General features: G+C 71.9%; 23 protein-coding genes. 8 read left to right on the top strand and 15 right to left on the bottom strand.

Going from position 1 to position 25,847, the window contains the following annotated elements; genetic code table 11:
• The first annotated feature begins 196 nt into the window (after positions 1 to 196).
• Complete coding sequence (locus tag SRB5_RS06370) at positions 197 to 1,495, top strand: extracellular solute-binding protein (protein WP_153450472.1); 1,299 nt, start codon at positions 197 to 199, stop codon at positions 1,493 to 1,495.
• Between the two features lie 72 nt (positions 1,496 to 1,567).
• On the opposite strand, the gene SRB5_RS06365 is transcribed toward SRB5_RS06370, so the two are convergent.
• On the bottom strand, positions 1,568 to 2,422 hold the full coding sequence (locus tag SRB5_RS06365; protein ID WP_153450471.1) for a GntR family transcriptional regulator: 855 nt from the start codon (positions 2,420 to 2,422) through the stop codon (positions 1,568 to 1,570).
• 189 nt (positions 2,423 to 2,611) lie between these two features.
• On the opposite strand from SRB5_RS06365, the gene SRB5_RS06360 reads away from it, so the two are divergent.
• The 5 genes from SRB5_RS06360 to SRB5_RS06340 all read left to right on the top strand — a co-directional run bounded on the left by SRB5_RS06360 (position 2,612) and on the right by SRB5_RS06340 (position 10,024).
• The gene (locus SRB5_RS06360; RefSeq protein WP_323377165.1) at positions 2,612 to 4,039 is read left to right on the top strand and encodes a cellulose binding domain-containing protein; all 1,428 of its coding nucleotides are present in this window, start codon (positions 2,612 to 2,614) and stop codon (positions 4,037 to 4,039) included.
• Between the two features lie 189 nt (positions 4,040 to 4,228).
• Positions 4,229 to 5,650 carry a hypothetical protein gene (locus SRB5_RS06355; protein ID WP_153450470.1) on the top strand — a complete coding sequence of 474 codons (1,422 nt, stop codon included), beginning with the start codon at positions 4,229 to 4,231 and terminating at the stop codon, positions 5,648 to 5,650.
• Positions 5,647 to 6,777, top strand: coding sequence for an ARPP-2 domain-containing protein (locus tag SRB5_RS06350; RefSeq protein WP_153450469.1), 1,131 nt, complete (start codon positions 5,647 to 5,649; stop codon positions 6,775 to 6,777). The genes SRB5_RS06355 and SRB5_RS06350 overlap by 4 nt, the downstream gene beginning before the upstream one ends.
• A 104-nt stretch (positions 6,778 to 6,881) precedes the next feature.
• Positions 6,882 to 7,901, top strand: a complete 1,020-nt coding sequence (glnII, locus tag SRB5_RS06345; RefSeq protein ID WP_323377164.1) for a glutamine synthetase — start codon at positions 6,882 to 6,884, stop codon at positions 7,899 to 7,901.
• 74 nt (positions 7,902 to 7,975) lie between these two features.
• Positions 7,976 to 10,024 carry a PI-PLC domain-containing protein gene (locus SRB5_RS06340; protein ID WP_153450468.1) on the top strand — a complete coding sequence of 683 codons (2,049 nt, stop codon included), beginning with the start codon at positions 7,976 to 7,978 and terminating at the stop codon, positions 10,022 to 10,024.
• On the opposite strand, the gene SRB5_RS06335 is transcribed toward SRB5_RS06340, so the two are convergent.
• From SRB5_RS06335 to SRB5_RS06295, 9 genes are all read right to left on the bottom strand, one after another.
• Positions 10,017 to 10,868, bottom strand: a complete 852-nt coding sequence (locus tag SRB5_RS06335; protein WP_153450467.1) for an alpha/beta fold hydrolase — start codon at positions 10,866 to 10,868, stop codon at positions 10,017 to 10,019. The genes SRB5_RS06340 and SRB5_RS06335 overlap by 8 nt on opposite strands.
• 45 nt (positions 10,869 to 10,913) lie before the next feature.
• Positions 10,914 to 11,309: an SHOCT domain-containing protein gene (locus tag SRB5_RS06330; protein ID WP_153450466.1), complete on the bottom strand. Its 396-nt coding sequence runs from the start codon at positions 11,307 to 11,309 to the stop codon at positions 10,914 to 10,916.
• 61 nt (positions 11,310 to 11,370) lie between these two features.
• Positions 11,371 to 11,748 (bottom strand): MmcQ/YjbR family DNA-binding protein, encoded by a 378-nt coding sequence (locus SRB5_RS06325; RefSeq protein ID WP_153450465.1) that lies wholly within the window; start codon positions 11,746 to 11,748, stop codon positions 11,371 to 11,373.
• A gap of 40 nt (positions 11,749 to 11,788) precedes the next feature.
• Entirely contained in the window at positions 11,789 to 13,009 is a 1,221-nt protein-coding gene (locus tag SRB5_RS06320) for an aminotransferase-like domain-containing protein (protein WP_323377163.1), read from the bottom strand.
• Between the two features lie 84 nt (positions 13,010 to 13,093).
• A complete protein-coding gene (locus SRB5_RS06315) occupies positions 13,094 to 14,020 on the bottom strand; it encodes a DUF6891 domain-containing protein (RefSeq protein ID WP_153450464.1) in 927 nt (308 codons plus the stop codon).
• A 364-nt stretch (positions 14,021 to 14,384) separates the two neighbouring features.
• Positions 14,385 to 16,175: a vWA domain-containing protein gene (locus SRB5_RS06310; RefSeq protein WP_323377162.1), complete on the bottom strand. Its 1,791-nt coding sequence runs from the start codon at positions 16,173 to 16,175 to the stop codon at positions 14,385 to 14,387.
• Positions 16,172 to 17,233: an ATP-binding protein gene (locus SRB5_RS06305; RefSeq protein ID WP_323377291.1), complete on the bottom strand. Its 1,062-nt coding sequence runs from the start codon at positions 17,231 to 17,233 to the stop codon at positions 16,172 to 16,174. Before SRB5_RS06305 ends, SRB5_RS06310 begins: the two co-directional genes overlap by 4 nt.
• 126 nt (positions 17,234 to 17,359) lie before the next feature.
• Positions 17,360 to 17,626: a hypothetical protein gene (locus tag SRB5_RS06300; RefSeq protein WP_153450462.1), complete on the bottom strand. Its 267-nt coding sequence runs from the start codon at positions 17,624 to 17,626 to the stop codon at positions 17,360 to 17,362.
• Between the two features lie 161 nt (positions 17,627 to 17,787).
• Complete coding sequence (locus SRB5_RS06295; RefSeq protein ID WP_153450461.1) at positions 17,788 to 19,128, bottom strand: DUF2254 domain-containing protein; 1,341 nt, start codon at positions 19,126 to 19,128, stop codon at positions 17,788 to 17,790.
• A 224-nt stretch (positions 19,129 to 19,352) separates the two neighbouring features.
• On the opposite strand from SRB5_RS06295, the gene SRB5_RS06290 reads away from it, so the two are divergent.
• Complete coding sequence (locus tag SRB5_RS06290; RefSeq protein ID WP_153450460.1) at positions 19,353 to 20,594, top strand: cytochrome P450 family protein; 1,242 nt, start codon at positions 19,353 to 19,355, stop codon at positions 20,592 to 20,594.
• A 120-nt stretch (positions 20,595 to 20,714) separates the two neighbouring features.
• On the opposite strand, the gene glnA is transcribed toward SRB5_RS06290, so the two are convergent.
• A complete protein-coding gene (glnA, locus tag SRB5_RS06285; protein WP_153450459.1) occupies positions 20,715 to 22,124 on the bottom strand; it encodes a type I glutamate--ammonia ligase in 1,410 nt (469 codons plus the stop codon).
• A 219-nt stretch (positions 22,125 to 22,343) separates the two neighbouring features.
• Here glnA and SRB5_RS06280 point away from each other — a divergent pair, with 219 nt between their 5' ends.
• Entirely contained in the window at positions 22,344 to 22,811 is a 468-nt protein-coding gene (locus SRB5_RS06280; protein WP_153450824.1) for an RDD family protein, read from the top strand.
• Positions 22,812 to 22,881: 70 nt separating this feature from the next.
• Here SRB5_RS06280 and SRB5_RS06275 read toward each other — a convergent pair whose 3' ends face one another.
• From SRB5_RS06275 to lipB, 4 genes are all read right to left on the bottom strand, one after another.
• On the bottom strand, positions 22,882 to 23,577 hold the full coding sequence (locus SRB5_RS06275) for a DUF4191 domain-containing protein (RefSeq protein ID WP_153450458.1): 696 nt from the start codon (positions 23,575 to 23,577) through the stop codon (positions 22,882 to 22,884).
• A 10-nt stretch (positions 23,578 to 23,587) separates the two neighbouring features.
• On the bottom strand, positions 23,588 to 23,788 hold the full coding sequence (locus SRB5_RS06270; protein WP_153450457.1) for a hypothetical protein: 201 nt from the start codon (positions 23,786 to 23,788) through the stop codon (positions 23,588 to 23,590).
• Between the two features lie 129 nt (positions 23,789 to 23,917).
• On the bottom strand, positions 23,918 to 24,856 hold the full coding sequence (lipA, locus tag SRB5_RS06265) for a lipoyl synthase (RefSeq protein WP_323377161.1): 939 nt from the start codon (positions 24,854 to 24,856) through the stop codon (positions 23,918 to 23,920).
• A gap of 85 nt (positions 24,857 to 24,941) precedes the next feature.
• On the bottom strand, positions 24,942 to 25,727 hold the full coding sequence (gene lipB / locus SRB5_RS06260) for a lipoyl(octanoyl) transferase LipB (protein ID WP_323377160.1): 786 nt from the start codon (positions 25,725 to 25,727) through the stop codon (positions 24,942 to 24,944).
• Positions 25,728 to 25,847: the final 120 nt, after the last annotated feature.

The following is a 25,847-nucleotide window of genomic DNA, read 5'->3' as shown; positions in this document are numbered from 1 at the left end:
CGGCCCGGGGGTGTCACCAGGTACACCCCCGAACCGGGGGAAAGCGTCACGGCCCGGGTGGGAAACGGTGTCCGCGATATGAGATAACGAGCCGCAGTGTGAACTGTGTGTCAATTGTGACCGACGGTTTCGTTGACGCCGGTAATTGGTCTATGCCAAGTTTCTGGCTCCGAAAGTGTCAGACCCTGGGGGGTCCATGGTGAGGGCCAGGGATCGAAGCCGATTCCGCGTTGTGTTCCTGATTCTTGTCGTCGCGCTGGTCGCCGTAACCGGAACGCTGGTCGCGACGGGTGCGATGCCGCTCGTACCGAAGGACGACAAGATCGTAAGAGTGTGGCTGATGCAGGGCAGTGTGACGAACAAGTACGTCACGGACTTCCGTGAGGAGTACGAGTCGGACCACCCCGGCGTCAAGCTGAGCATCGGTATCAAGGAGTGGACGGGCATCGGCGAGGCGGTGGCCGAGGCGCTGGACGGTGGTTCCGCCGACCAGCCCGACCTCATCGAGGTCGGCAACACCCAGGTGGCCGGGTACGCGGCCAGCGGCAAGGTGCGCGACCTGAGCGACAAGGTCGGCGAACTCGGCGGCGAGGAGTGGCTGCGCGGTCTCGCCGAGCCGGGCCGGCTCGACGGCAGGCAGTTCGGCGTGCCCTTCTACGCGGCCAGCCGGGTGGTGATCTACCGCAAGGACATGTTCAAGGCGGCCGGCATCACCAAGCCGCCGAAAACCCGTGCCGAGTGGCTCGCCGTCACGGAGCAGCTGAACCAGAAGGGCACGCACGGGATCTATCTCGCCGGCCAGAACTGGTACGTGCTCTCCGGGTTCATCTGGGACGAGGGCGGCGAACTCGCCGTCCAGGGCGACGACGGCCACTGGTCCGGCGCCCTGGACAGCGCGGAGGCCGTCAGGGGCATGGAGTTCTACCAGCAGCTGCAGGCTCTCGGCAACGGCCCGAAGGACGCCGACGAGTCCACCCCGCTGCAGACCGAGCAGTTCGCCAACCTCCCCATCGCGCAGATCATCGGCGTGCCGGGGCAGGCGGGCGAGGCCATCGCGTCGAACCCGCGGCTCGAGGACAAGCTCGGGTTCTTCCCCATCCCGGGGAAGAAGGCGGGCAAGACGGGCACGGTCTTCACCGGCGGTTCGGAGCTGATCATCCCGAAGGCCTCGGAGCACGGCGACGAGGCGTACGAGGTGATGAAGGAAATGACCGGCGAGGACTGGCAGATGGAGCTCTCCAAGGCCATGAGCTGCGCGCCGAACAAGACCACCCTGGCCGGGGAGGTCAAGGACCCCGTGACGCGCATGATGGCGCAGTCGGCCGTCAACGGCCGTGCCGCGCCGAGCTCGCCGGACTGGGCGGCCGTGGAGGGCCTGCGTCCGCTGAACCCGATCAAGGCCTACCAGACACAGGTGCTCACGGGCGTCAAACCGGTCAAGGAAGCGGCCAAGGAGGCGTCGGCGAGTATCACCGCCGCCCTGTCGGGCAGCTGACCGCGCACCTCGACCAGGGCCCCGGCCTCCCGAACTGCAGCGGGAGGGCGGGGCCCTGGTCTTCGCGCGCCGTCAGCCGGCCCCGTGCACGTCCCCGCTGGTCGACGACGACACCGCCGCGCGGAAGCCCCGCTCGTCCGGCGGGATGCCCGGGTGGTGCGCGGCCCCGGCGGGCGGGGCGGCGCCCGCCGGGGCGTCGCCGAGGGTGAGCCGGGAGACGATCCGGTAGCGGTCGCCCCGGTAGAGGGAGTGCACGTACTCCACCGGCCGGCCGCCGGCGTCGGTCGTCAGCCGTTCGAAGAGCAGCGCCGGCGACAGCTCGGGGACGTCCAGCAGCCGGGCCTCGGCGGCGCTGGTCACCGTGGGCTCGATGGACTGCAGGGCCTCGCGGACGAACACCTGGTGCCGGGTGCGCAGATGCTCGTAGAGATCGCCCGTCTCCAGCTCCTCCGCGCCGATGCCGGGGACCAGGACGGCGGGGATGTGCAGATACTCGATGGCCATCGGGGCGTCGTCCACGATCCGCAGCCGGGCCACGTACGTGATCTCCGCGGCCGGGGAGATCCGCAGCCGGCGCGCGACGCGGGCGCCCGCAGGGCGGGTGGTGAACTCCAGCAGCCGGCTCGACCAGGCGCCGGCCGCCTGCGGCACGGTGAGCGAGCGGTCGGCGGAGACCAGCTCCTGGGTGATCTTCTCCGGGGCGACGAACATGCCCCGGCCGTGCTCGCGCACCAGCAGCCCGGTGGCGACCAGTTCGTCGGCCGCCGCGCGCAGGGTGGGACGGGAGACGCCGAGCCGGGCACACAGGGTGCGCTCCGAGGGGATGGCGTCGCCGGGGCGGCGCTCGTCGACGAGCTGGAGCAGGAAGTCGCGCACCCGCTCCCGCTTCAGCACTCCGGAGGGTTCGCTGCCCGTACCGGCATTCATGGAAGAGACCTTACCAGTTGGTCCGGTACCAGTACCGGAGCTCGGCTTCAACCCCCGTCGGGACCGGGGGTCTTGACGCTCATCGTGGTCTATGCCACTTTGCTTTTCGGCAGATACACCTTACCAATTGGTCAATCCTCGGCTTCGGTACGCACCCCCCGCGCCACCCCCCACCAAGGAGGAACCACCGTGAGAACACGCCGCCGTACCCGTCTGCGCACCGCCTCCGCCATCGTCACCGCCTGTGCCCTGGGCGCCGTCCTGGCCCCCTCCGCCGCGAATGCCGCCGACGAGTCCGTCGCCGCGCAGTACCACACCGGATCGACCGGCTCCGACCAGGCGGAGCCCTGGCTGAAGCTGAGAAACTCCGGCACCACCAGCGTGCCGCTGGCCGGGTTGACGGTCCGCTACTACTTCAAGGCCGACTCGGCGTCCCAGCAGTACCGTTTCGCCTGCTCCTGGGCCGTGAAGGGGTGCGCCAACATCACCGGCACCTTCGGCACCCTCGCCCATCCCACCGCGACCGCCGACCGCTATCTCGAGGTCGGCTTCACCTCCGGCGCCGGCTCCCTCGCGCCCGGCGCCGACACCGGTGACATGCAGCTGCGGTTCTACCGCGCCGACTGGCAGTCGCTGAACCAGAACGACGACTACTCCTTCTCCGCCGCCCGCACCACGTACGCGGACTGGACGAAGGTCACCGTCAACCGCGGCGGCACCCTGCTGTGGGGCACGGCCCCCGAGGGCAACGACCCCGGCGAGCCCGGCGAACCGGGGGAGCCGGGCGAGCCCGGGGAGCCCGGCGGCCCGGACCCGACCAAGCCCGCCATGTTCGACGACTTCAACTACACCTCCTCCGCCGACGCCCGCCTCCAGCAGCGCGGCTGGACCGTCCGCTCGTACGCCGGCGGCCCCGGCATCCCCGGCGCCACCTGGGACCCGTCGAAGGTGACCTTCCCGGTGACCGGCGGCAACGCCGTACTGAACCTGGAGACGTCCACCAACGGCACCAACGAGGGCACCCGGCAGACCGAGCTCTACCACCAGCAGAAGTTCACCAAGGGCACCTACGCGGCCCGGGTGTACTTCTCCGACGCCCCCAAGTCGGGCCCCGACGGCGACCAGATGGTGCAGACGTTCTTCACCATCACCCCGCTGAACGCCCCCATGGACCCGAACTACGGCGAGCTGGACTTCGAGTACCTGCCCAACGGCGGCTGGGGCGAGCAGACGAACATCCTCTACACGACGTCCTGGGAGACGTACAACCCCGACCCCTGGAACGCCGTCAACACCAACACCAACGTCCGCCAGAGCTACAACGGCTGGCACGACCTGGTGGTGACCGTCGACAACACGTCCATCAAGTACTACGTCGACGGCGCCCTCTTCGGCACGCACGGTGAGCCGTATCTGCCGGAGACCCCGATGTCGATCAACTTCAACCACTGGATCATCTCCGGCGGTCTGGCCGGCTCCACCACCCCGCGGGCGTACGACGAGAAGGTCGACTACGTCTACTACGCCAAGGACCAGATCCTCACCCCGGCCCAGGTCACCGCGCAGGTCGCGGCGTACCGCGGCAGCGGCGTGACGCACACGGACAACGTCGGCTAGCCACGGGACGCGGGCCGTCCGTCCCCGAAATCCACGGGAGCGCGGACGGCCCGCGATGATACGTTCGCCGGGCCGGCCGCGGGACTCCGGTGCGACTTCCGGAACCCGCCTTTGAAGCGATGATTCGCAGCTCGTGCCCTCATTCCCCGGCCGGCACCCGTCCTTTCGACGTATGCCGGCCGAGGAGTCATGGACACCCGCGCGAATCTTGTCGCCGCCGAGGACGTGCTGTTCTTTGTCAACGCCGCGATCACCTCGACCGGACAGCGGGAATTCCGCTCCGACGCGGCGGAACAGCGGATGTCCCTGCAATTCCTGCACGCCTATGTGCAGGGAAACTACCGGGAGTTGTACGCCGCCACCCTCGCCCTGGACATCAACGACCACAACGCGGCGCTGATCATCCACCGGCTGCTGGCGGACACCGCCGGAATCTCCCCCGGGCAGCGCCGTACCGAGGGCCGGCTGATCGCCCGGCGGCTCGCCGCGATGCCGCCGCAGCGCGTCTACCGGCTCTTCGCCCGGCTGCGCACCGCGAAGGTCAACAACCGCCGCACCCGCGCCATCATGCGGGACTGGCTCGCCGCTCGCCCCGACCCGGCGTTCGACGCGGTCAAGTACCGCAGCGGCGTGAAGACCGCCGCCCGGCACGCCCATCTGCCCACGCGCGGCGAGCTCGGCGACTTCCTCTTCGCCCCCCGCGCCCGCACCCGCTACGACCACCCTCTGCTGGACACCTACCGCCGCGCCCGCTACACCCAGGCCGCCCTGTACGAGCTGCCGTTCACCGTCGCCGAGGGCTTCGCCGCCAAGCACCGGATCCCCCGCCGGGTGTTCCTCGACCGCATCGCCCCCGGGATGACCCGGCTCGAGCGGCTGCGCCTGCAGGAGTCCGCCCGCGAGGCGAGGGCCGGCGAGGTCGCCGCGGACCTGGGCCGGATGCCGCTGACCCGCCTCGCGTCGTACGTCCTCGCCCTGCCCCTCGACACCCGCGCCGCCCGCCGCGCCGAGCTCACCGCCGCCCTGCGTACCGCCGCCCGCCGGGCCGCGGGCGACCGGGCGGGGACGTGGGGGCCCACGGCGGCCGTCCTGGACGACAGCTTCTCCACCGCCGGCTCCACCCAGAAGCGCCGCCGCCCCCTCGCCGTGGCCCTGGCCGCCCACTATCTGCTGGCCGCCCTCGCCCCCCGTCACCGCACGCTGTGGACGTCGGGGCGCACGGACGAACTGCTGCTGTACCCGTACGGGCCGACCCCCCTCGGCCTGCGCATCCTCGACGCCCTGGAGCCGGCCCCCGAGCGCCTCGTCATCGTCTCCGACGGCTGGGACAACGCCCCGCCCGGACTTGCCGGCGAGGTCCTGCGCGCCTGGCGTGAGCGCCTCGACCCCGAGGAGCGCACCGCCGTCGTCCACCTCAACCCCGTGTACGACGCCGACGCATTCGACGTCCACCGCCTCTCGCCCGCCGTCCCCACCGCCGGCATCCGCGACGCCGAGGACCTCCCGGCGCTGGTGGAGCTCGCCGCCTTCGCCACCGGACGCACCGGCCCGGCCGAGCTGCGGGCGCATCTGGACCGGAGGGTGGCACGCTTCCTGGAGGACCCCCGATGAACCTCGACGGCCTCACCCCCGCCCCCTCCCAGGTCTGGGGCGCCATCCGCCTCGTCCCCCTCCTGCGCGCCCAGCCCCTGACCGACCTCCGGCTGCACCGCGAGGTGTACGAGCAGACCCCGTACGGCGTGGTCCGCCTGAACGACGGCACCGCCTACACCTCGTACATCCCGCACGGCCTCGTCGCCTCCTTCACCCGCGACGGCGGCCCCGCCGTCGCCTACGGCACCCAGATCGTCGAGCCGGACCGGCCCGTCCGCTGCTGCCCCGTGCGCTTCCACCGCCGCATGGTCCGGCGCGGCGACCGAGGCCGCGTCCGCTTCTTCCCCCTCCACCTGGCCATGGAGGGCTATCTCGCGCTGCACTTCGGCGGCCCGTCCGTCATCTGGGAGGAGTGGTCGCAGCGCGCCGTCCGCCAGGGCCTGTCGCCGCGCACCGAGCAGGCGTACACCGGCGGCGAGGTCGAGGGGCTGCGGGACGCGCTGCGGATCTTCGAGATCCACCCGGGGCAGTGCGGCGTCCTCGTGTACGCGGCCGACGCCCTCGCCGCCGCCTTCGTCGTCCCCCACCCCGACGACTACCGTGTCCTGCACGCGACCCTGCTGCAGGACATGTACGGCGAGCTGATCCACCACTACGCCGTCTACGGCGGCCCCGTCCCGGAGTTCACCGCCCGCCTCGACGCCGGGGGCGTGCGCTCCCTCGACGACCTGCGCGCCGCCGCGCGGGCGCAGGAGCGGGAGTGGGCCGCGTTCCACGACTCCACCATGGCCGCCGGGCTGCCCGACGAGACGTACACCTATGACCGGCAGCGCCGGATGGGCCGCTACGACCTCGTACGCTTCCGCCCGCCCTTCGAACGGCAGCGCGAGCAGCACATCGGCGAGGCCATCACCGGCCGGGACGGGCGGCTCGCGTACCTGAAGACCTTCCGCCTCTCCGAGAACCAGGTCCGCCGCGGCCACCTCCTCACCACCCTCGCCGCCCACGACTGGCACATCGGGGCCGCCGCCGAGGCCTTCGGCTGCACCCACGAGGAGCTGGTCCGCCGGATCGGCCGGCTCGGCTTCGGGGAGCTGGTCCAGCAGCACGTCCGCGACCACGCCCATCGCCGCGGCGGCGCGTGAGACACCTGTGTTACGTGGGGTTCACAAACGGGCAACGGCCGGGAAATCGCCTGTTGGCACTGTGTGGGACAGAAGGACCCAGTGACCCGCAAAGGACGGCGACCGTGGCGTACAAGGCCGAATACATCTGGATCGACGGCACCCTGCCGACGGCGAAGCTCCGCTCCAAGACGAAGATCGTCGCCGACGGCGCCGAGCCGGGCATCTGGGGCTTCGACGGTTCCAGCACCAGCCAGGCCGAGGGCCACGCCTCCGACCGCGTGCTGAAGCCGGTCTTCAGCTGCCCGGACCCGATCCGCGGCGGCGCCGACATCCTGGTGCTGTGCGAGGTCTTCGACATCGACATGACGCCGCACGAGTCGAACACCCGCGCGGAGCTGCGTGAGGTCGCCGAGCGTTTCGCCGGCCAGGAGTCCCTCTTCGGCATCGAGCAGGAGTACACGTTCTTCGACGGCTCCCGCCCCCTCGGCTTCCCCGAGAACGGCTTCCCGGCCCCGCAGGGCGGCTACTACTGCGGCGTCGGCGCCGACGAGATCTTCGGCCGCGACATCGTCGAGGCGCACATGGACAACTGCCTCAAGGCGGGCCTCGGCCTGTCCGGCATCAACGCCGAGGTCATGCCCGGCCAGTGGGAGTTCCAGGTCGGCCCGCTGTCCCCGCTCGAGGTCGCCGACCAGCTGTGGGTGGCCCGCTGGCTGCTCTACCGCACCGCCGAGGACTTCGGCGTCTCCGCCACCCTGGACCCCAAGCCGGCCAAGGGCGACTGGAACGGCGCGGGCGCGCACACCAACTTCTCCACCAAGCGGATGCGCGCCGACTACACGGCGATCGTCGCCGCCTGCGAGGCGCTCGGCGAGGGCGACAAGCCGCTGACGCACATCAGGAACTACGGCGCCGGCGTCGAGTCCCGCCTCACGGGCGCGCACGAGACGGCGTCCTGGGAGACCTTCTCGTACGGCGTCTCCGACCGCGGCGCGTCCGTGCGTATCCCGTGGCAGGTGGAGAAGGACGGCAAGGGCTACATCGAGGACCGGCGGCCGAACGCGAACGTCGATCCGTATGTGGTGACGCGGCTGATCGTCGACACGGTGTGTTCGTCGCTGGAGAAGTCCGGGCTGGTCTGACCTCCGCCGATCTCCGCACCGGTTCGGCCTAGCTCCGCTCGCGCCGCCCGTCCGTCCCGCCGAGGGTGGGACGCATGGGCGGCGGACGGCGTGCGGTGGACGGTGTCGCCGCCGTGCTGCTCTTCGCGCTCACCGTGCTGGCGTTCGCCCGCCTCACCTTCGCCGATCCCGCGTCGTACACCCGTGCGCTGCGGGCGGTGGACGGCTACGACCGGGCGTACGACGAGATCCTCACCGATCCGGTGGTACGGGCCGAGCTGCGCGCGGGGGCGCTGGGCATCCCCCTGCGCAGTGACGTCGTCATCGACAACCTGCCGCTGCTCGTCCCGCGCCCCGCGCTGGAGGCGGCCGGCGACCGGGCGGCGACGGCGCTGACCTCGTATCTCACCGGGCGTACGGGCAGCGTGTCCCGGCAGGAGCTCTTGCGTCCGCTCGCGCACAGCGCGCAGGCGGCCGGGGAGCGGCAGCTGACCGCGCTGCGGGCGGACGCCGAGCCGCGGACCGCCGAGCGGCTGGACGAGCTGGCGCGGGACCTGAAGGAGGTACCGGCCGAGCAGTGGCGCTCCGGTGACGCTTCGGCGGCGCTGCGGCCGCCGCTGAACGCGTTCGTCACGGACACCTGGGACCCGCGGACGGCGGCGCGGATCAACGGGGTGCTCGATCCGCTGCTCCAGGTCCTGGGCGGGTCCGGCTCCCCTTCCGACGACGGCGCCAAACCGCCTTCGCCCAGCGCCCCGTTGCTCGCCGCCGCGCCCGCCGCCCGGGTCGCCGCCCCCGCTTCGGCCGGTCCGACGGTTGGTTTCGGCTATCTGCGGCCGGTGCTGATCGTCGCCGGTTCGGGTCCCGCGTTCATCGCCGTGCTGCTGGTCACGGCCGCCGTGGGTCTGCTGGCCGTACGGTCCTCCGCGGCCCCCGTGCGGACCGCCGCCACCGTGTGCGCCGGGGCCGCCGTGCTGGCCTCCGGCGCCGGGCTGCTGGCCTGGGCGCTGCTGCCCGCCCCGGCGGAGCCGGCGCCGGGGCTGCCGCCCAGTGTCGGGGCGCTCCTCGCCGACGTCACCGCGCGGCTGTACGCGGCGGCGGCCGAACGCTGGGCCCTCGCCGTCGTCGCGCTCACCGCCGCCGCCGTGCTGCTGCCCACGCTGCACCGCCGCTCCCGGCGCCGTTCCCTGGCCGCCGGGACTCTGGTCGCCGCCCAGCTCGCGCTGCTCCCCGCCGTCCCGCCCACCGCGGCCGCCGCCGGCCCCCTCTGCGACGGGTCCGCGGAGCTGTGCGACCGCCCGTACGACCGGGTCGTCCAGATCGGTGCGCACAACGCCATGGCCACCGTCGCCGACGGCTTCCTCAACGCCCACCACGACCAGACCATCACCGGCCAGCTGGACCGGGGCGTCCGCGCCCTCCTGCTCGACACCCACTACTGGGAGACCGGCGAGACCCTCCTCCCGCCCGGCCTCGGCCTGCGCGGACCCACCCGCGACACCCTGGTACGGGCCGTCGACGACGTGGTCACCGCCCGCCGCGGCACCTGGCTCTGCCACGGCCCGTGCCGCCTGGGCGCCTCCGGCCTCACCGCCCAGCTGCGGGCGATCGGCCGCTGGCTGGACGCGCATCCCCGGGACGTCGTCACGCTGATCGTGCAGGACGGGATCACCCCCGCCGCGACCGAGAGGGCGTTCCGCGAGGCGGGCCTGACCCGGCTGCTGGCCCGCCCGCCGGCCGACCCCACCGGGCCCTGGCCCACGCTGGGGACGATGATCCGCCGGGGGCAGCGGCTGGTGGTGTTCGCGGAACAGGCCGACGGGCCGATGCCGTGGTACCCGAACCTCTACCGGTACGCGACGGAGACCCCGTACCAGATCGCCGACCCGGAGCAGCTGGACTGCGCGCCGAACCGCGGCGGGGCGGGGCACGCCAAACGGATCTTCCTGCTCAACCACTTCGTCACCCGCGACCGCAGCGCCGACCGGGCCGCCGCCGCCCGGATCAACCAGCCCGAGTTCATCGTCGGCCGGGCCCGCCTGTGCGCCCGGCTGCGGGGCCGGCTGCCCACGGTCATCGCCGTGAACCACGTCCAGCTGGGGGACGCGGTCGAGGCCGCCCGGCGGCTGAACCGGGTCAGCTGACCTCCGCCAGGAAGTCGGCGACCGTGGCGGTGAACGCCTCCGGATCGTCCAGCCACGGGAAGTGCCCGGCCCCGGGCTGGACGACGAGCCGGGCGTCGGGGAAGAGTGCGGCCTGCTCCGCGACGGCGGCGGGCGGCGAATTGACGTCCAGCTCGCCGGCGACCAGCAGCACCGGCACGGACAGCGACCCGAGCGCGGCCCGCAGCCCGGCCGGATCGTAGGCCCCCTCGGCGTTGAAGCCCGCGGCGGCGACCGCGTTGCGCTGCTTGTCCTCCGCCTGCGCGTGCGCCCGGGCGTCCGCGTTCCACCGCCCGTACCGGAACGGCGCGATGGCCGTGATGGTGTCGGGGGTCACCGTGCCGGCCTGCAGGTCCGTCAGCGCCGCCCAGGCCTCGTCGAACCACGGCTCCTTCGCCCGGAGCCGGGCCACCTCCCGCCGCACCTCGTCGGACGGGTGCAGATCGACGGCGGCGGCGCTGGGGGCGACGAGGACGAGGCTGCGGACGTACCGGGGATACCGGACCGCGTACAGCAGGGCGAGATTCGTCCCCGCGCTGTGGGCGAGGAGATCCATCCGGTCCACGTCCAGCGCCGCGCGGAACGCCTCCACGTCCCCGACCTGCCGGTCACAGCGATACGTACCGGGGTCGGCGGGCTCCGCGGACCGCCCCGTGCCCCGCGCGTGCAGCACGACCAGCCGCCGGTGCCGGGGGAGCAGTCCGCCGAGCTCGCCGAGATAGCCGGGATCCTGCATCGGCCCGCCCGGGAGACAGACCAGCGGCGCCCCCTCGCCGTGTTCGTCGTAGGCGAGAGAGGTGCCGTCCGGGGCCTGGAAGGAAGTCATGCGGATCATCCTGCAATCCCGGCCGGTACATCGCGAACCGGTTTTCTAGGTAAGGATCTTCACCTTCGCCTGCTGGAACTCCGCCTCCGTGATCGCGCCCCGGTCCCGCAGGTCGGCGAGCTTGGCCAGCTGTTCGGCGTGGCTCGCGGAGCCCGTGCCGGCGGCGTCCCGCACGTAGGCGCGGAAGGCGGCGTCGTTGTCCTTGGCCTGCTTGATGTCCCGCTGCCCCATGCCGCGGCCACGGGCGATGACGTAGACCAGCACGCCGAGGTAGGGCAGAAGGATGCAGAAGATCAGCCACCCGGCCTTGCCCCAGCCGCTCAGATCGTGGTCCCGGAAGATATCCATGACTACCCTGAACAGCAGGAACAGCCACATGATCCAGAGGAAGAACCAGAGCATGGTGAGGAAGAGATCCAGCATCGAGTAGTCGTCGGTCATGACGGCCTCCATCAGGTCTCCACCAGTATTGGCCGCTATGTCCACCCCTGCACCTCGGGCATCACGGACCCCGCTCGCCACTCCAGTCCAGCTTGAGCCGCTCGGCCCTCGGCAGGGACGCCACCACCAGGTCGTACGAGTCCTCGATCATCTCCCGCACCAGCCGGCCGGGCACCGAGCCGTCGAGCGACACCGTGTTCCAGTGCCGCTTGTTGAGGTGATAGCCGCCGACGATCCCCGGATGGTCCGCGCGCAGCCGTACGGCCAGCTCCGGATCGCACTTGAGGCTGACCGTCAGCGGCTCGGCCGGCAGCGACGAGAGCGCGAATATCTTGCCGCCCACCTTGAACGCCGACACCTCGGAGGCGCCGGGGAACGGCTGTTCCTCCACGGCTCCGTTGAAGTCCAGGCAGGCGGTGCGCAACTCGTCCGGGGTCATACGGCGAGTATGCCCGCGGGCACTGACAGCGGCCCCTCGCTCAGCCCTCGGTGCCCACCGCCGCACCCAGTCTGACCAGGCCCTCGGCGATCTCCGCCGGGGTCTGGGTGACGAAGCACAGGCGCATGGTGGCCGGATCGGGACCGGTGGCGTAGAAGGGCGCGCCGGGGACGTACGCCACGTTGTGGGCGACCGCCGTCGGCAGCAGCTCCGTGGTGTCGTAGCCGTCGGGCAGGCGGACCCACAGGAACATGCCGCCCTCCGGCTCGTTCCACGCCGACCCCGCGGGCAGCGCGCCGGGCAGTCTCGCGAGCATCGCGTCCCGGCGCTCCCCGTACACGGCGGCGACCCGCGCCACGTGGGCGTCCAGATCGCGGTCCGCCAGATAGCGGGCGGCGGCGAGCTGGTTGACGGTCGGGGTGTGCAGATCCGCCGCCTGCTTGGCGACCGCGCAGGCGCGCCGCAGGGCCGCAGGCGCGCGCAGCCAGCCCAGGCGCATGCCGGGGGCCATCACCTTGGAGAAGCTGCCGAGGAGGACGGAGCGGTCCTCGGCGCCCGGGTAGGAGGCGATCCACGGCGTGCGGACGCCGGCGAAGCGCAGCTCCCCGTACGGGTCGTCCTCGACCACCCACAGCCCGCGCCGGGCGGCGACCTCCGCGACGGCGGCCCGGCGGTCGGCGGGGAGGGTGCGGCCGGTGGGGTTCTGGAAGGTGGGCACCGTGTAGAGCAGCTTCGGGCGCTCCCGGGCGGCGAGTTCGTCCAGGGCGGCCGGATCGATGCCGTCCGCGTCGCAGGGCACGGGGACGACGCGGGCGCCGGCGAAGGCGAAGCACTGGAGGGCGGCGAGATAGCAGGGGCTCTCCACGAGCACCGTGTCGCCCGGCTCGACCAGCGCCGTCGCCAGCAGCGACAGACCTTGCTGCGAGCCGGTCGTGACCAGCACGTCGTCCGGGCCGGTCGGCAGCCCCCGTACGGTCGTCCGCTCCGCGATCGCCGCGCGCAGGGCGGGCTCGCCCTCCGTCGTCGAGTACTGCAGCGCCCGCCGCGCCTCGCCGCCGTCGCCGAGTACGGCGGCGTACGCGGCGGCTATCCCGTCCGCGTCGAAGAGCTCCGGCGCGGGCAGCCCGCCCGCGAAGTTGATCACCTCGGGCCGTGCGGTCACCGCGAGGATGTCACGTACCGGCGAACCGCCGATCGCGGACGCCCGCGCGGCGAGCGGGGGCGGGGACGCGGCTTCGGCGGCGTTCGCGATGACGGTCACTGCGGCGGCTCCTCGTACGGGTCGGTCCGACTGCTTGTCGCCGCAGCCTAGATCGCGTGCCGCACGGGCGGGAGTGGGCGTCCGCTATCCGGTCGCCTGCCCGGGCAACCGCTTGCGCCAGTCCAGCCCTTCCACGCTGATCGCCTTGTCCGGCGACCCGTTCCACTCCACCGTGAACCCCGCCGCCCCCAGCGCGTCGGCCACCTCGCGGCCGACCGCCGCCGTCGTGTCGGCGGCACCGTCGAACCCGCCGTAGTACAGGCTCAGTCCGCCCCCCGAGGCGGCGGACTCCGTCGCCTGCCGGTGGAAGAACACGAACCCCCGGGCGCCCTCCGCGCCCTCGGCGCCGATCTCCGACATCCCGCAGTTGCGGCAGCAGGTGAAGTCCGGGCGGGCGGTGATACCCCGCTCCTCGAGACCGGCGAAGACCTCCTCGATCCGCTCGGGATCCGTGACGCCCTCCCAGCCGGCCTCCTCGGCCAGCCGCTCCCGCCACAGCCGCTGCACGAGCGCCCAGGCCTGCGCCCCGGACACGGGCCGGTCGTCACCGTCGACGAGATACTCCTCGGCCGTCTCGGCCAGCTCGTGGCGGTCGGCGTACCCGGTACGCAGCACCTCCCGCACCCGCTCCTCGAGCGTCTCGCGCATCTCGGGGTCGAGCTCGGGCACGGGCTCCTGGTCGGCCCCCAGATCGACGCGCTCCCACTCGACCGGGTCGTCCCATCCCGACGCCCGCAGGGCCCAGCCGACCATCACCTCGGCGACGGTCTCCGCGTTGTCGACGTCCACCCGGTAGTGCCGGTCGGGGCCGCCGGCGCGATGCTCCAGCTGGTAGTTGCCGCCGGCCTCGTGCCACACCTGTATGTACACGTTCTCCTCGGCGTCGACCCGCTCGACGACGAGGAACTTGTCCCCGTCCCCGCCGATCCGCCGTACGAGCTCCCGAAACGCCTCGTCGGTCGGCCGCAGCACATGCTCCCCGACCTCGCTCTCCACCCGGATGCCCAGCATGTAGCCCTCCCCGGAAACCGCCTGACACCGTCGCCCTCACATCCTGACATGCCCCCACCGGGTCCACGTCAGCCATCCGGCGGCCCCTGAATTCGCGTTGTATTCGGCGTTGTCCGGGCGCGTTCGCGCCAGTACGCCGTACGTCGCCGACGTCCGTGACCTGGTCGGTTGCCCGGCCCTGTGGATAACTCGGGGCCGTGTCGCCGGCGTGTGTCACTCTGTGTGACATGACGAACGCGGATGATGTGGTACGGGAGCGGATCGCCGCCGCGGCGGCGGGCAGGGCGCGGCGACGGCAGGTCAGGGCGGAGTTCCGGGAGGCCCGGCGGCACGGGCTGCGGGCGCGGCGGCGGGCCCGGCTGGGTCAGCCGAGGCGGAACACGGGGCCGCGGGGGGTGAACGGGAGATGGGCGTCGGGCGGGGTCAGGTAGGCGTGTTCGCGGCGCACGCGCAGGACGTCGCAGGCGCCGTCGGTGATGATCAGCACGGGGGCGGTGCGGGGGAAGTCCCCGGCGCGGTCCAGGAGGTCGAGGCCCGGCTGGAGGACGGTGCCGCCGCGTCCGCGCACGCGGACCCGGCCGGCGATCTCCGTCGCGGGGAGATAGCCGGCGTCGTGCGGGGCGGCGTCGCAGAACACCACGCGGGCGGCGGGGACGTCGCGGGCCGTGGCGTAGGAGGCGATGGCGCCGAGTGCCTTGCCGAGGAGGGTGCGGCTCATCGAGCCGGAGGTGTCGAGGAGGACGCCGAAGGTGTGGCGGGGCACGCTCTCGGGCGGGAAGTATCGCCCCGCGCGCGGGATGTCGGGTGTGGCGGCCTGGCGGCGGGAGGGGCGGGCGTAGCTGCGCAGGGGCTCGGGGCGGGGGACGTACTCGTCGAACCAGCGGGCCAGCCGGGCGTCCCAGGGCACGGGGGGCTGGCTCAGGGCGCGGATCTCCTCGACGAGTCCGGCGGGGAGGAGGCCGCGCTCGCGCCGGTGCAGGTCGAAGCCCTGCTGGAGGCCGCGGCGGTAGAACTCGTCGAGGTCGACGTAGTCCCTGGGGGCGTGGGGGAGGGGCTCGCCCAGCACGTCGCCGAGGCCCTTGCCGCGCAGGGTGGCCAGTCTGCGCAGCCGGCGCCGGTCGGTGACGAGCCGGTCGTACACCTCCTCGGCGGACAGCCCCGCCAGGGCCGGGTCGTGGAGCAGCCCCTCCGGCATGTCGCCGACGTCCATCTCCAGCAGCCAGCCGTTGACGACGTAGTCGGCGGCGACGTTGAAGAGATACGGGTCGCGGGCGCCGCACCGCTCGCCGTGCCGCAGGGCGGCGTGCAGCATCTCGTGGGCCAGGACGAAGCGCCATTCCTCGTCGGTGAAGCGCCGCAGGGGGTTCAGATAGATCTCGCCGGCGGCGGGGCTCACCGCGGCGATCGAGATGCCCTGGGCGTGGGCGAGTTCGGCGTCGGCGACGAGGGTGAGCCCGGCGGCGATGCCGCCGAGGAGCGGATAGGAGGAGATGAACCAGTTGAGGGCGCGGTCCCACGGCTGCAGCCGGACCCGCTCGCCGTCCAGGGTCTCGCGGCGGCCGCCCGCGACGTCCATCGAGGCGGACACGGTGCGGGTGAGGGCGTGGGCGAACGCGAGCTGCCAGTCCTCCGGCCGCGACCAGCGGTGCCAGGGGACGAGCTCGATGTCGGCCTCCCCCCGGGCCGCTCCGCAGTCCGCGTACGAGGGAGGGACGCCGTCGCGCCGCCAGCGGTCGGTGAGCTGGTCCTCGTCGCCGCCGGGATAGTCGGCGGGGTGGTGGTCGGGGGCGCGGCCCACGGGGAAGGAGAGCAGGAAGCGGTTCACCACGGCGCAGCGGGCGGCCAGTTCGGCGCGGTCCGGCTGGGCGCGGGGGCCCGTGGCGGCGGGGGCGTGGCCGAAGCCCAGGTGCAGCAGACAGTGGGCGAGGGCCCAGGCCCACTCGGCGGGGTCGGCGCGCCGGGTGGGGTGGGCGTGGACGGTGCCGTCCGAGGTGACGCGGGCCAGGCCGTGTTCCGGGCGGTGGTCGCAGTCCTCCGAGCGGCAGTACGTGACGTTGAGGGCGGCCAGGGCGGGGTTGCCGCGGATGATCTCCCGGCCCCGCAGATACGCCTCGCCGGCGGGGTCGGGCCGGTCTCCCCCGCGCCGCCGGCTCACCGGCGGGCCTCCACCAGGCGGGGCATGTCGCGGGCGGCCTCGACGAGGAACCAGGCGGGCAGTACCGGCTGGTCGTTCGCGTCCGCCGCGATGACCGTCTGCGCTACCTCGACGGAGATCTCCGCGAGCTGGACCAGCAGCGCCTTCGCGCGGTAGGCGGTCTGACGGACCGCCGGCGAGGCGTGGTCCTTGCTCGCCGGGAGGTCCTTGACCAGCCGGCCCCGGAACGCCTCGGCGAGGTAGTAGAGCAGGTCCCGGTCCTCGGGGCGGTGGGGCCAGGAGGCGTCGCCCTTGAGGATCGCGTCGAGGCCGTGGGCGTGCCGCACGATCTTGACGTAGCCGCGGAACGAGACGGCGTGGGAGGGGGTGAGCGTGCCGTGGGTGACGACCGCCAGGGTGTCCTCGTCGAGCGTGGGCCCGAAGGAGTGCAGGGCGTCGGAGAGCATGTGCCACGACCGCGGGGTGGAGAACGGCTCCTCCGTCTTGGGCGGCGCCGACCAGAGGTGGTCGGGCCGGTCGACGAGGTAGTCCGTGACCCAGGGGTGGATGCCGTGGCCTCCCGCCCAGGTAAGCCAGTCCGTGGCGCTGGCCCGCAGATGCACGTGCGTCAGCCGGTTGACCAGCGCGGAGGCCATCGGGCGGGCCAGGGCGTTGTCCGTGGCGCGATTGCCGGCGCCGATGACGATGCTGCCCTCGGGCAGTTCGTAGGAGCCGATACGGCGGTCGAGGATGAGCGAGTAGAAGGCCTTCTGCACATCGGGGGTGGCGGCGTTCAGCTCGTCGAGGAAGAGGCAGTACGGCTCGTCACGGGCAATGGTCTCCGGCGGGCAGAACACGCTGCGTCCGTCGCGGATCTGCGGGACGCCGATCAGGTCCTCGGGGGCGAGCTGGGTGCCGAGCAGGCTGACGCACTCCAGGCCCAGCGACTCGGCGAAGTCCCGCACCAGGGAGGACTTCCCGATGCCGGGCGCGCCCCAGAGGAACACGGGGCGGACGGTGGCGAGATTGAGCAGCAGCTCGGGGATGCGGGCCGGGGTCACGGATACTGCGGCCTGGATGGGAGGGCTCCTGACGAGGCGGGATCGGATGCGGACCTCAGTGTGGAGCGCGCGGGGCGGCGTACGCAGCCCATTTACGGCCGGGCGCCCCGGCGCGGCCCCGAAGGACCGCGCCGGGCACGGGACTCACAACCTGGGCAGCAGCCGGCGCACCTGCGCACACGTCGTGGCCGACGGCGGATGCACCCCGATCCGGGCGGCCGTCTCACGGACGACCCGGTCGGTGGCCTGCCGCGGGGTGTACACCCCGGTGTCCAGCAGGGCGATGGCTATCCGCATCGCCTTGAGCCGTCGGTTATGGGCGATGTACCACACACGCGGCTTCCCGGCGGGCAGCCTCTTCTTGCGCAGCGGAAACAGAGTGGGCTGGACGGGGGAGCGGGCCACGGTCATCCGGCGACCTCCTCGGCGTCACAGAATCCCGGCTTGGATTCTTCTTCTATTGTACGATGCCCCACTGACAAATCCCGCTGGTCAGCGGGCAGTTGTGGACGTTCATTCGATTATTTCGAGTGGCTGTCGTGACCCCCGGGACGCAGGCGACGGAGACACCCCTACGCGGCGTCCTGGGCGACGGCGCCGCCGAGTCCCTGGGGGTCCGGGCGCCCCGCCAGCCGGGTCATCAGGGGGTCGGTGAGGGCGGCGGCGGACAGCCGGTCCAGGGCGGCCGCGCGGGCGGCCGGCGCGGCGCGGCGGTCCGCGGGGGCCACGGCGAGCAGACGGTCGAACAGGGCGTGCAGCCGGCGGACGGTCTGCGGGTTGCCGGCGCCGTAGAGGATCGTCTCGTCGAGGGCGACGGACACGAACTCCTCCCAGCCGGGCTCCGGACAGAACACCCGGGGGCGGCCGCTCCGGTCGGTCAGCCAGGCCGGGCCCAGGGGGCGGCCGGTGATCCGCAGCAGGTTGTCCTCGATCTCGTCGAGGACCTGGACGGCCGTGGTCGGATCGTTGACGGCCGGGGACAGCGCCCGCACGGCGATGTCCGCGAGCAGCCGGAAGCCGTAGGCCGCGTCCTGTTCGACATCGCGGCCGGCCCCGTAGCGGAAGCACGCCGCGGCACGGGCCGTGAGCCGCGGCCCGATACGGTCGCCGTCCAGCCGGGCGACGGTGTCGCCGCTTCCGGCGAAGTCGCCGACGGCCCGCGTGAGCCGCACCCGGACCCCGTGCCGGGCCGCCAGCTCCGTGAGCCGGGCCTCGGAGACGCCGCACAGCACCCCCGGCCGGCCACGTCGGACGACAGACGCGACGGACGGCCCGGCCTCCTCGGCGACCGGGCTCCCGGTGCCGCCCCCGGGCGGGTAGGTACGGTCGATGACCTCGCGCAGCCGGTCGCCCACCGCACGCGCCAGCCCGCCGCCGGTGACGGCGTGGCGCAGGGACGCCAGCAGGACGAGCACGGCCGCCGCGTCCACGAGCACCAGGGCGATGGCCACCGTGACGGTGATCTGCGGCACCTGGTCGCCGTGGATCTGGCTCAGCGCCACCAGCGCGTACAGGGCCGTACCGATGAGCAGCCCGAAGAGGAGGACGTAGCGGCTGAAGTGCCCCAGCGCGCCGACCAGCCGCGGCGACATCGTCTGAACGGTCTGCACCACCAGGGTGATCGCGGTGACGACGAAGCCGGCGAGCGTGATCATGCTGCCGGCGATGGCGGCGAGCGCGGCCTGCGCGGTGGACGTGTCGAAGGCCAGCCCGAGCCCCGAGGAACGCCCTTCCCAGTCCGGCACCAGCCGGCCGAGGGCGGCCCCGGCGACCACCAGGAGCAGGGCGGAGGCCTGGCTGCGCAGCACATAGACGCGCCGGTTCCCGCGCCCCCCGCCCCGCCGGGGCGCCCGGGTCCGCACCGCACCGGACACCGGCGTCCCGCCCCCCTGCACCGCGCTCGGCTCACCCACGCCCGCGGCCCCTCCTCCCGCCGTCGCTGCCGGACCGCTCCCCACGGTCGGCCAGCACTCCCCGCCCCGCCACCCGGCAGGCCCGCACGGGTGAGGGGGACCCCGCCACCGCACAGGCCCCGTAGCGGCGCCGTCACCGCTACGCCTACCGTTCGAGTCCCGATGCCCGTCGCCGCCACCCACGACCACCGCGGGGGCGGACCCACGCCCCCCCGGAGGCCCCGATGAACGGACCGGCCGACTTACCCCCCTTCGTGATCGACCCCACCGGCCACGACGTCCTCGCGGAGGCCGAACGCCTCCGAGCCCGGGGCCCAGTCACCCGCGTCGAGTTACCCGGCGGCGTCCAATCCTGGGCCGTGACCGACCTGGACCTGCTCAAACGCCTACTAACCGACCCTCGCGTCTCGAAGGACGCCCACCAGCACTGGCCGGCGTGGATCAACGGCGACATCTCCCCGGACTGGCCCCTGTTCCCCTGGGTCGCGATGCGCAACATGCTCACGGCCTACGGCCCCGACCACCAACGCCTCCGCGGCCTGGTCGGCAACGCCTTCACCCCCCGCCGCGTGGCGGCCCTGCGCCCACGCATCGAGGCGATCACGACCGCCCTCCTGAACGACCTGGCGACCCACCCCCCGACGGAGCCCGTGGACCTGCGCGAACACTTCACGTACCCGCTCCCGATCGCGGTGATCTGCGACCTCTTCGGCATCACGGACGAGGAGACCCGCGAGGAGACATCCCACTGCGTGGACCTCCTGGCCAACCTGGCCAAGTCACCCCCCGAGGAGGTAGTCGCGGCGTACCCCCGCCTGCAGCGAATCCTCCGCGACCTGATCACGCGGAAGCGCACCCACCCCGGCGACGACCTCTCCTCGGCCCTGATCGCGGCCCGCGACGCGGACACAACACCCCTCACCGAAGAAGAGCTGGTCGACACCCTCCTCCTCTTCGTCAGCGCGGGCTACGAGACAACGGGCAACCTCCTCAGCAACGCGATCCTCGCGCTGCTCACCCACCCCGACCAACTGACCCTGGTCCGCACGGGCAAGGCCACCTGGGACGACGTAATAGAAGAAACCCTCAGAAACCAACCCCCGGTCCCCAACGTCCCCCTACGCTTCGCGACGGAAGACATCACCCTGGCCAACGGCCTGACCCTTCACAAGGGCGACACGATCCTCGGCTGCTACGCGGCAGCCTCCCGCGACCCGGCCCGGCACGGCGAAACGGCCACGGCCTTCGACATAACCCGCCCCACAAAAGACCACCTGGCCTTCAGCCACGGCGTCCACCACTGCATAGGCGCCCCCCTGGCCAGACTGGAGGCCGCGATATCCCTCCCAGCCCTCTTCACCCACCACCCAACCCTGACCCTGGCCACACCCCCCACCGACCTCCGCCAACTGGAATCGTTCATCACGAACGGCCACCAGACCCTGCCCGTACGGCTGCGGCCGTAGCGCGCCCGCGGACGTACGCCCCGGAAACGACCCGTGGGCCGTGCCTTCCGGACTGGAAGGCACGGCCCACGGTCAGCATCCGGTCCGGAGGGGGAGAACCCCGTCCGACCCGCGCGGATCCTAGATGTCGAAGTACAGCTCGAACTCATGCGGATGCGGCCGCAGCTGCATCGGCGCGATCTCGTTCGTCCGCTTGTAGTCGATCCACGTCTCGATCAGGTCCGGCGTGAAGACGCCGCCCGCCAGGAGGTACTCGTGGTCCGCCTCCAGGGCGTCCAGGACCGCGGGGAGGGAGGTCGGGACCTGGGGGACGTTCGCGTGCTCCTCGGGGGCGAGTTCGTAGAGGTCCTTGTCGACCGGCTCCGCGGGCTCGATCTTGTTCTTGATGCCGTCCAGGCCCGCCATCATCAGGGCCGCGAACGCCAGGTACGGGTTCGACGACGGGTCCGGGGCGCGGAACTCGATGCGCTTGGCCTTCGCGTTCGCGCCCGTGATCGGGATCCGGATCGCCGCGGAGCGGTTGCGCTGCGAGTAGACCATGTTCACCGGCGCCTCGAAGCCCGGCACCAGCCGGTGGTACGAGTTCACCGTCGGGTTGGTGAACGCCAGCAGCGACGGGGCGTGCTTCAGGATGCCGCCGATGTAGTAGCGGGCGGTGTCCGACAGGCCCGCGTAGCCCTGCTCGTCGTAGAAGAGCGGCTCGCCGCCCTGCCACAGCGACTGGTGGACGTGCATGCCCGAGCCGTTGTCGCCGAAGATCGGCTTCGGCATGAAGGTCGCGGTCTTGCCGTTGCGCCAGGCGACGTTCTTCACGATGTACTTGAAGAGCATCAGGTCGTCGGCGGCGGCCAGCAGCGTGTTGAACTTGTAGTTGATCTCCGCCTGGCCGGCCGTGCCGACCTCGTGGTGCTGGCGCTCGACCTGCAGGCCGGACTTGCTCAGCTCCGTGGAGATCTCCGCGCGCAGGTCGGCGAAGTGGTCGACCGGGGGGGCCGGGAAGTAGCCGCCCTTGAAACGGACCTTGTAACCGCGGTTGTCCTCGCGGGCGCCGGTGTTCCAGGCGCCGGCCTCGGAGTCGATCTCGTAGAACGAGCGGTTCGCGGAGGTCTCGAACCGGGCGCTGTCGAACACGTAGAACTCGGCCTCCGGGCCGAAGTACGCCGTGTCGGCGATGCCGGAGGACGCCAGATACGCCTCGGCCTTCTTCGCCACGTTCCGCGGGTCACGGCTGTACTGCTCGCCGGTGATCGGGTCGTGGATGAAGAAGTTGATGTTGAGGTGCTTCTCCTCCCGGAACGGGTCCAGACGGGCCGTCGTGAGGTCCGGGACGAGCGCCATGTCGGACTCGTGGATGGCCTGGAACCCGCGGATCGACGAGCCGTCAAACATCAGCGTCTCGGCCGGGTCGAACGATTCGGCCGGCACCGCGAAGTGCTGCATGATGCCCGGAAGGTCGCAGAAACGGACATCGATGTACTTGATGTCGTTGTCGGCGATGTACTTCCTGACATCCTCGGCGTTCTGGAACATCCAACTCCTCCTTATCCCGGCGCTCAGCTGCGATCGGGATTGCTGCGCTTCGGCAGGCCAGTGCGGTGGCATGCTCGCCCCGACCTTAGATTCCGGGGATTTCTCGGGCATGACCCATCTGTTTCGTCGATGTTAACCAGCCCCGTCCCACCAGCCCCGCAGCGCGACCCGGGCGGCGGGGTGTTTCGGGCGGCGGCGTACCGTGGACGTGTGGCAGAGATGGATAAGCGTCAGGCGGCGGGTTCGTGGCTCTCGGGGCCCCGTGCGGCGGCGGAGTCGATGGGCGTCGATTTCGGCTACCGCGGCGAGGGGCTGGGACTTCCCCAGGAGGGCCCGGGGTCGATCGCGCCGGTGGGGCGGCGGTTCGCCGCGCTCTTCGTCGACTGGATCCTGTGCCTCGTGATCGCATACGGCCTGTTCGCCCGGGGTGAACAGAATTCGATCGGCAACTGGGCGATCCTGGTCTACTTCGTGCTCGCCGTCGTCACCGTGGGCACGATCGGCGTCACCCCGGGTAAGCGGATCCTGGGCATCCGGGTGATCGGCGCCGGCGGCGCCCGGCTGGGCCTCGGCCGTACGGTCGTGCGCACCGCGCTGCTCTGCCTGGTGATCCCCGCCGTGATCTGGGACCGGGACACCCGCGGTCTGCACGACCGCCTGGCGGGCTCGGTCGAGGTCCGGATCTAGCCGTACGGAAACGAAAACGCCGAAGGGGCCGGATTCCGGCCCCTTCGGCGTACGTACGGGAGAAAAACGCTCAGCGCATCCGCCCCTGCCCCTTCGGCATCCGCATCCCGCGCCCGGGGATCGGCCCCTTCGGGATCGGCATGTTCGACATCAGGTCCCCGAGCGCCTTCAGCCGGTCGTTGACCTGCGTCACCTGCGGCCCCGACAGCGTCCGCGGCAGCTTCATCAGCGTCGCGCGGACCTTCTTCAGCGGGACCTGGCCCTCCTCGTTGCCCACGACGAAGTCGTGCACCGGCACATCGGCCACGATCCGCGCCATGCGCTTCTTCTCGGCGGCCAGCAGGCTCTTGGTCCGGTTCGGGCTGCCCTCGGCGACCAGCACGATGCCGGCCTTGCCGACGGCGCGGTGCACGACGTCCTGGTTGCGGTTCATCGCCACGGCCGGGGTGACCGTCCACTGGCGCTTCATGTTGTCCAGCACGGCCGCCGCGGCGCCCGGCTGGCCCTCCATCTGACCGAAGGCGGCCTTCTCGGCCCGCCGGCCGAAGATGATCGCCATGCCCAGCAGGGCCAGGAGCAGACCGAGAATGCCCAGGTAGACCGGATGACCGAGGGCGAAGCCGAGGCCCAGCAGGGCGCCCAGGATCACGATGCCGGTGCCGGCGATCCACAGACCGATCGCGGGATCGGCCTTCTTGGTCATCTTGTACGTCAGGGCGATCTGCTTCAGTCGCCCGGGGCTGTTCTCGGGGGATGCGGTGGCCATGTCCAGAATTCTACGTGGGCCGCACGCCCCCGGTCGTCGTGGCCCTCATCACCTGCTCGGTCTCCCGGCGGTCCCGTGCCCGCCGGCGGTCCTCCAGCACCGCGTTCCAGGCATTGCGCCTGGCCGTGCTGTGACCGGCCCGCAGCAGCACCCTCTCGAGCGTGCGCAGGGTTTCCGTGACCGTGGCTGTCCGCGCGTGTACCGGTTGCATCAGCGTCTTCCCTCCCCGAGAGTCCGTGTGCCGGAAGGAGGGCTTCCTCCCGGCTCTGATGCTCACATCTGGGTGTTACCAGCGCATGACCGGCCGGTCAAACGCCCATAAAAGGCCGGTGACGGCCCGTTACGCCGCCGACCGGGCCCGGTGCTCGACGGCCTGCTTGTACAGCCGCCCCGCCCGGTACGACGAACGGACGAGCGGACCGGACATGACACCGGCGTAGCCGATCTCCTCCGCCTCCTGCTGCAGCTCGACGAACTCCTGCGGCTTGACCCAGCGCTCCACGGGGTGGTGGCGGGGGGTGGGCCGCAGATACTGGGTGATCGTGATCAGCTCGCAGCCCGCGTCGTACAGGTCGCGCAGCGCCTGGCTGACCTCCTCGCGCTCCTCGCCCATGCCCAGGATCAGGTTGGACTTCGTCACCAGGCCGGCCTCACGGGCGCGGGTGATGACGGCGAGGGAGCGCTCGTAGCGGAAGCCGGGGCGGATGCGCTTGAAGATCCGCGGGACCGTCTCGACGTTGTGCGCCAGCACCTCGGGGCGGGACGAGAAGACCTCGGCCAGCTGCTCGGGGACGGCGTTGAAGTCGGGGATCAGCAGCTCGACGCCGGTGTCGGGCATCGCGGCGTGGATCCGGCGCACGGTCTCGGCGTACAGCCAGGCGCCGCCGTCCTCGAGGTCGTCGCGGGCGACGCCGGTGACCGTGGCGTACTTCAGGCCCATCTGCTGGACGGACTCGGCGACACGGCGCGGCTCGTCACGGTCGAGGTCGGCGGGCTTGCCGGTGTCGATCTGGCAGAAGTCGCAGCGCCGGGTGCACTGTTCGCCGCCGATGAGGAACGTCGCCTCGCGGTCCTCCCAGCACTCGAAGATGTTGGGACAGCCCGCCTCCTGGCACACCGTGTGCAGGCCCTCGTCCTTGACGAGTTTCTGCAGCGCGTTGTACTCGGGGCCCATCTTCGCCCGGGTCTTGATCCATTCCGGCTTGCGTTCGATGGGGGTCTGGCTGTTCCGGACCTCCAGGCGGAGCATCTTGCGACCGTCGGGTGCGACAGCAGACACGTCCGGGCTCCTCAGCTTCGATTCTTCGGCGCATCCCAGAATACGCCTTGAGTTGTGTGGGTCGGACCCCGCAAGAGGTGTGATGTCAGACGGCCCGGGGCAGGGGCTCGGCCGACTCCAGTACGTCGCGCAGATGCTTCTCCACCACCGGGAGAACCTCCGCGATGGTGATCTCTCTTCCCGTCTCGTACGAGAGGGACGTCACGCCCGCGTCCCGGATGCCGCAGGGGACGATCCGGTCGAACCAGGTCATGTCGGGGTTCACGTTGAACGAGAAGCCGTGCATCGTCACGCCCTTGGCCACCCGGATGCCCATCTGGGCCATCTTGCGGTCCTCGCGCCGCTGCCCGGCGTTGGACGGCGCGTACTCCGGACCGGCGAGACGCGGGTCGTACTCCTCGTCGTTCAGCCGCGGGTCCAGGTCCAGCGACAGACCGCCGAACGAGGTGGGGCGCTCGTCGATGGGGTCGCCGAGGATCCACACGCCGCTGCGGCCCTCGATCCGGGTGGACTCGACGCCGAACTCCGCGCAGGTGCGGATCAGCACCTCCTCCAGCCGCCGTACGTGCGCCACGACGTCCACCGGACGCGGCAGCTTCAGGATGGGGTAGCCGACCAGCTGCCCCGGACCGTGCCAGGTGATCTTGCCGCCGCGGTCCACGTCGATGACCGGGGTGCCGTCCAGGGGGCGCTCGTCGTCCGTCGTGCGCCGACCGGCCGTGTACACCGGGGGGTGCTCGAGCAGCAGGACGGTGTCGCCGATCTCGTCGGCGAACCGCGCCGAGTGCACGCGCCGCTGCTCCTGCCAGGCCTCCCCGTATTCGACGGCGTCGGCGCCGAATCCCAGGTGGGTGAACTTCAGTGTCGACACTGCCCGCTCTCCCGCTCTTCTCGCGATGTCTCTCCAGCAACTGTACGGCGGCCTCCGCGAGGCTCCTGCCAGCGGGTCTCCTCACACGATCGGATGAATAAGGGACGAAGGTGGCGATGA

The sequence above is a fragment of the Streptomyces smaragdinus genome (genome assembly GCF_009604385.1).
Taxonomy (GTDB): domain Bacteria; phylum Actinomycetota; class Actinomycetes; order Streptomycetales; family Streptomycetaceae; genus Streptomyces; species Streptomyces smaragdinus.
The sequence above is the reverse complement of the archived record's forward strand: the minus strand, read 5'-3'. Positions and strand labels throughout refer to the sequence as shown.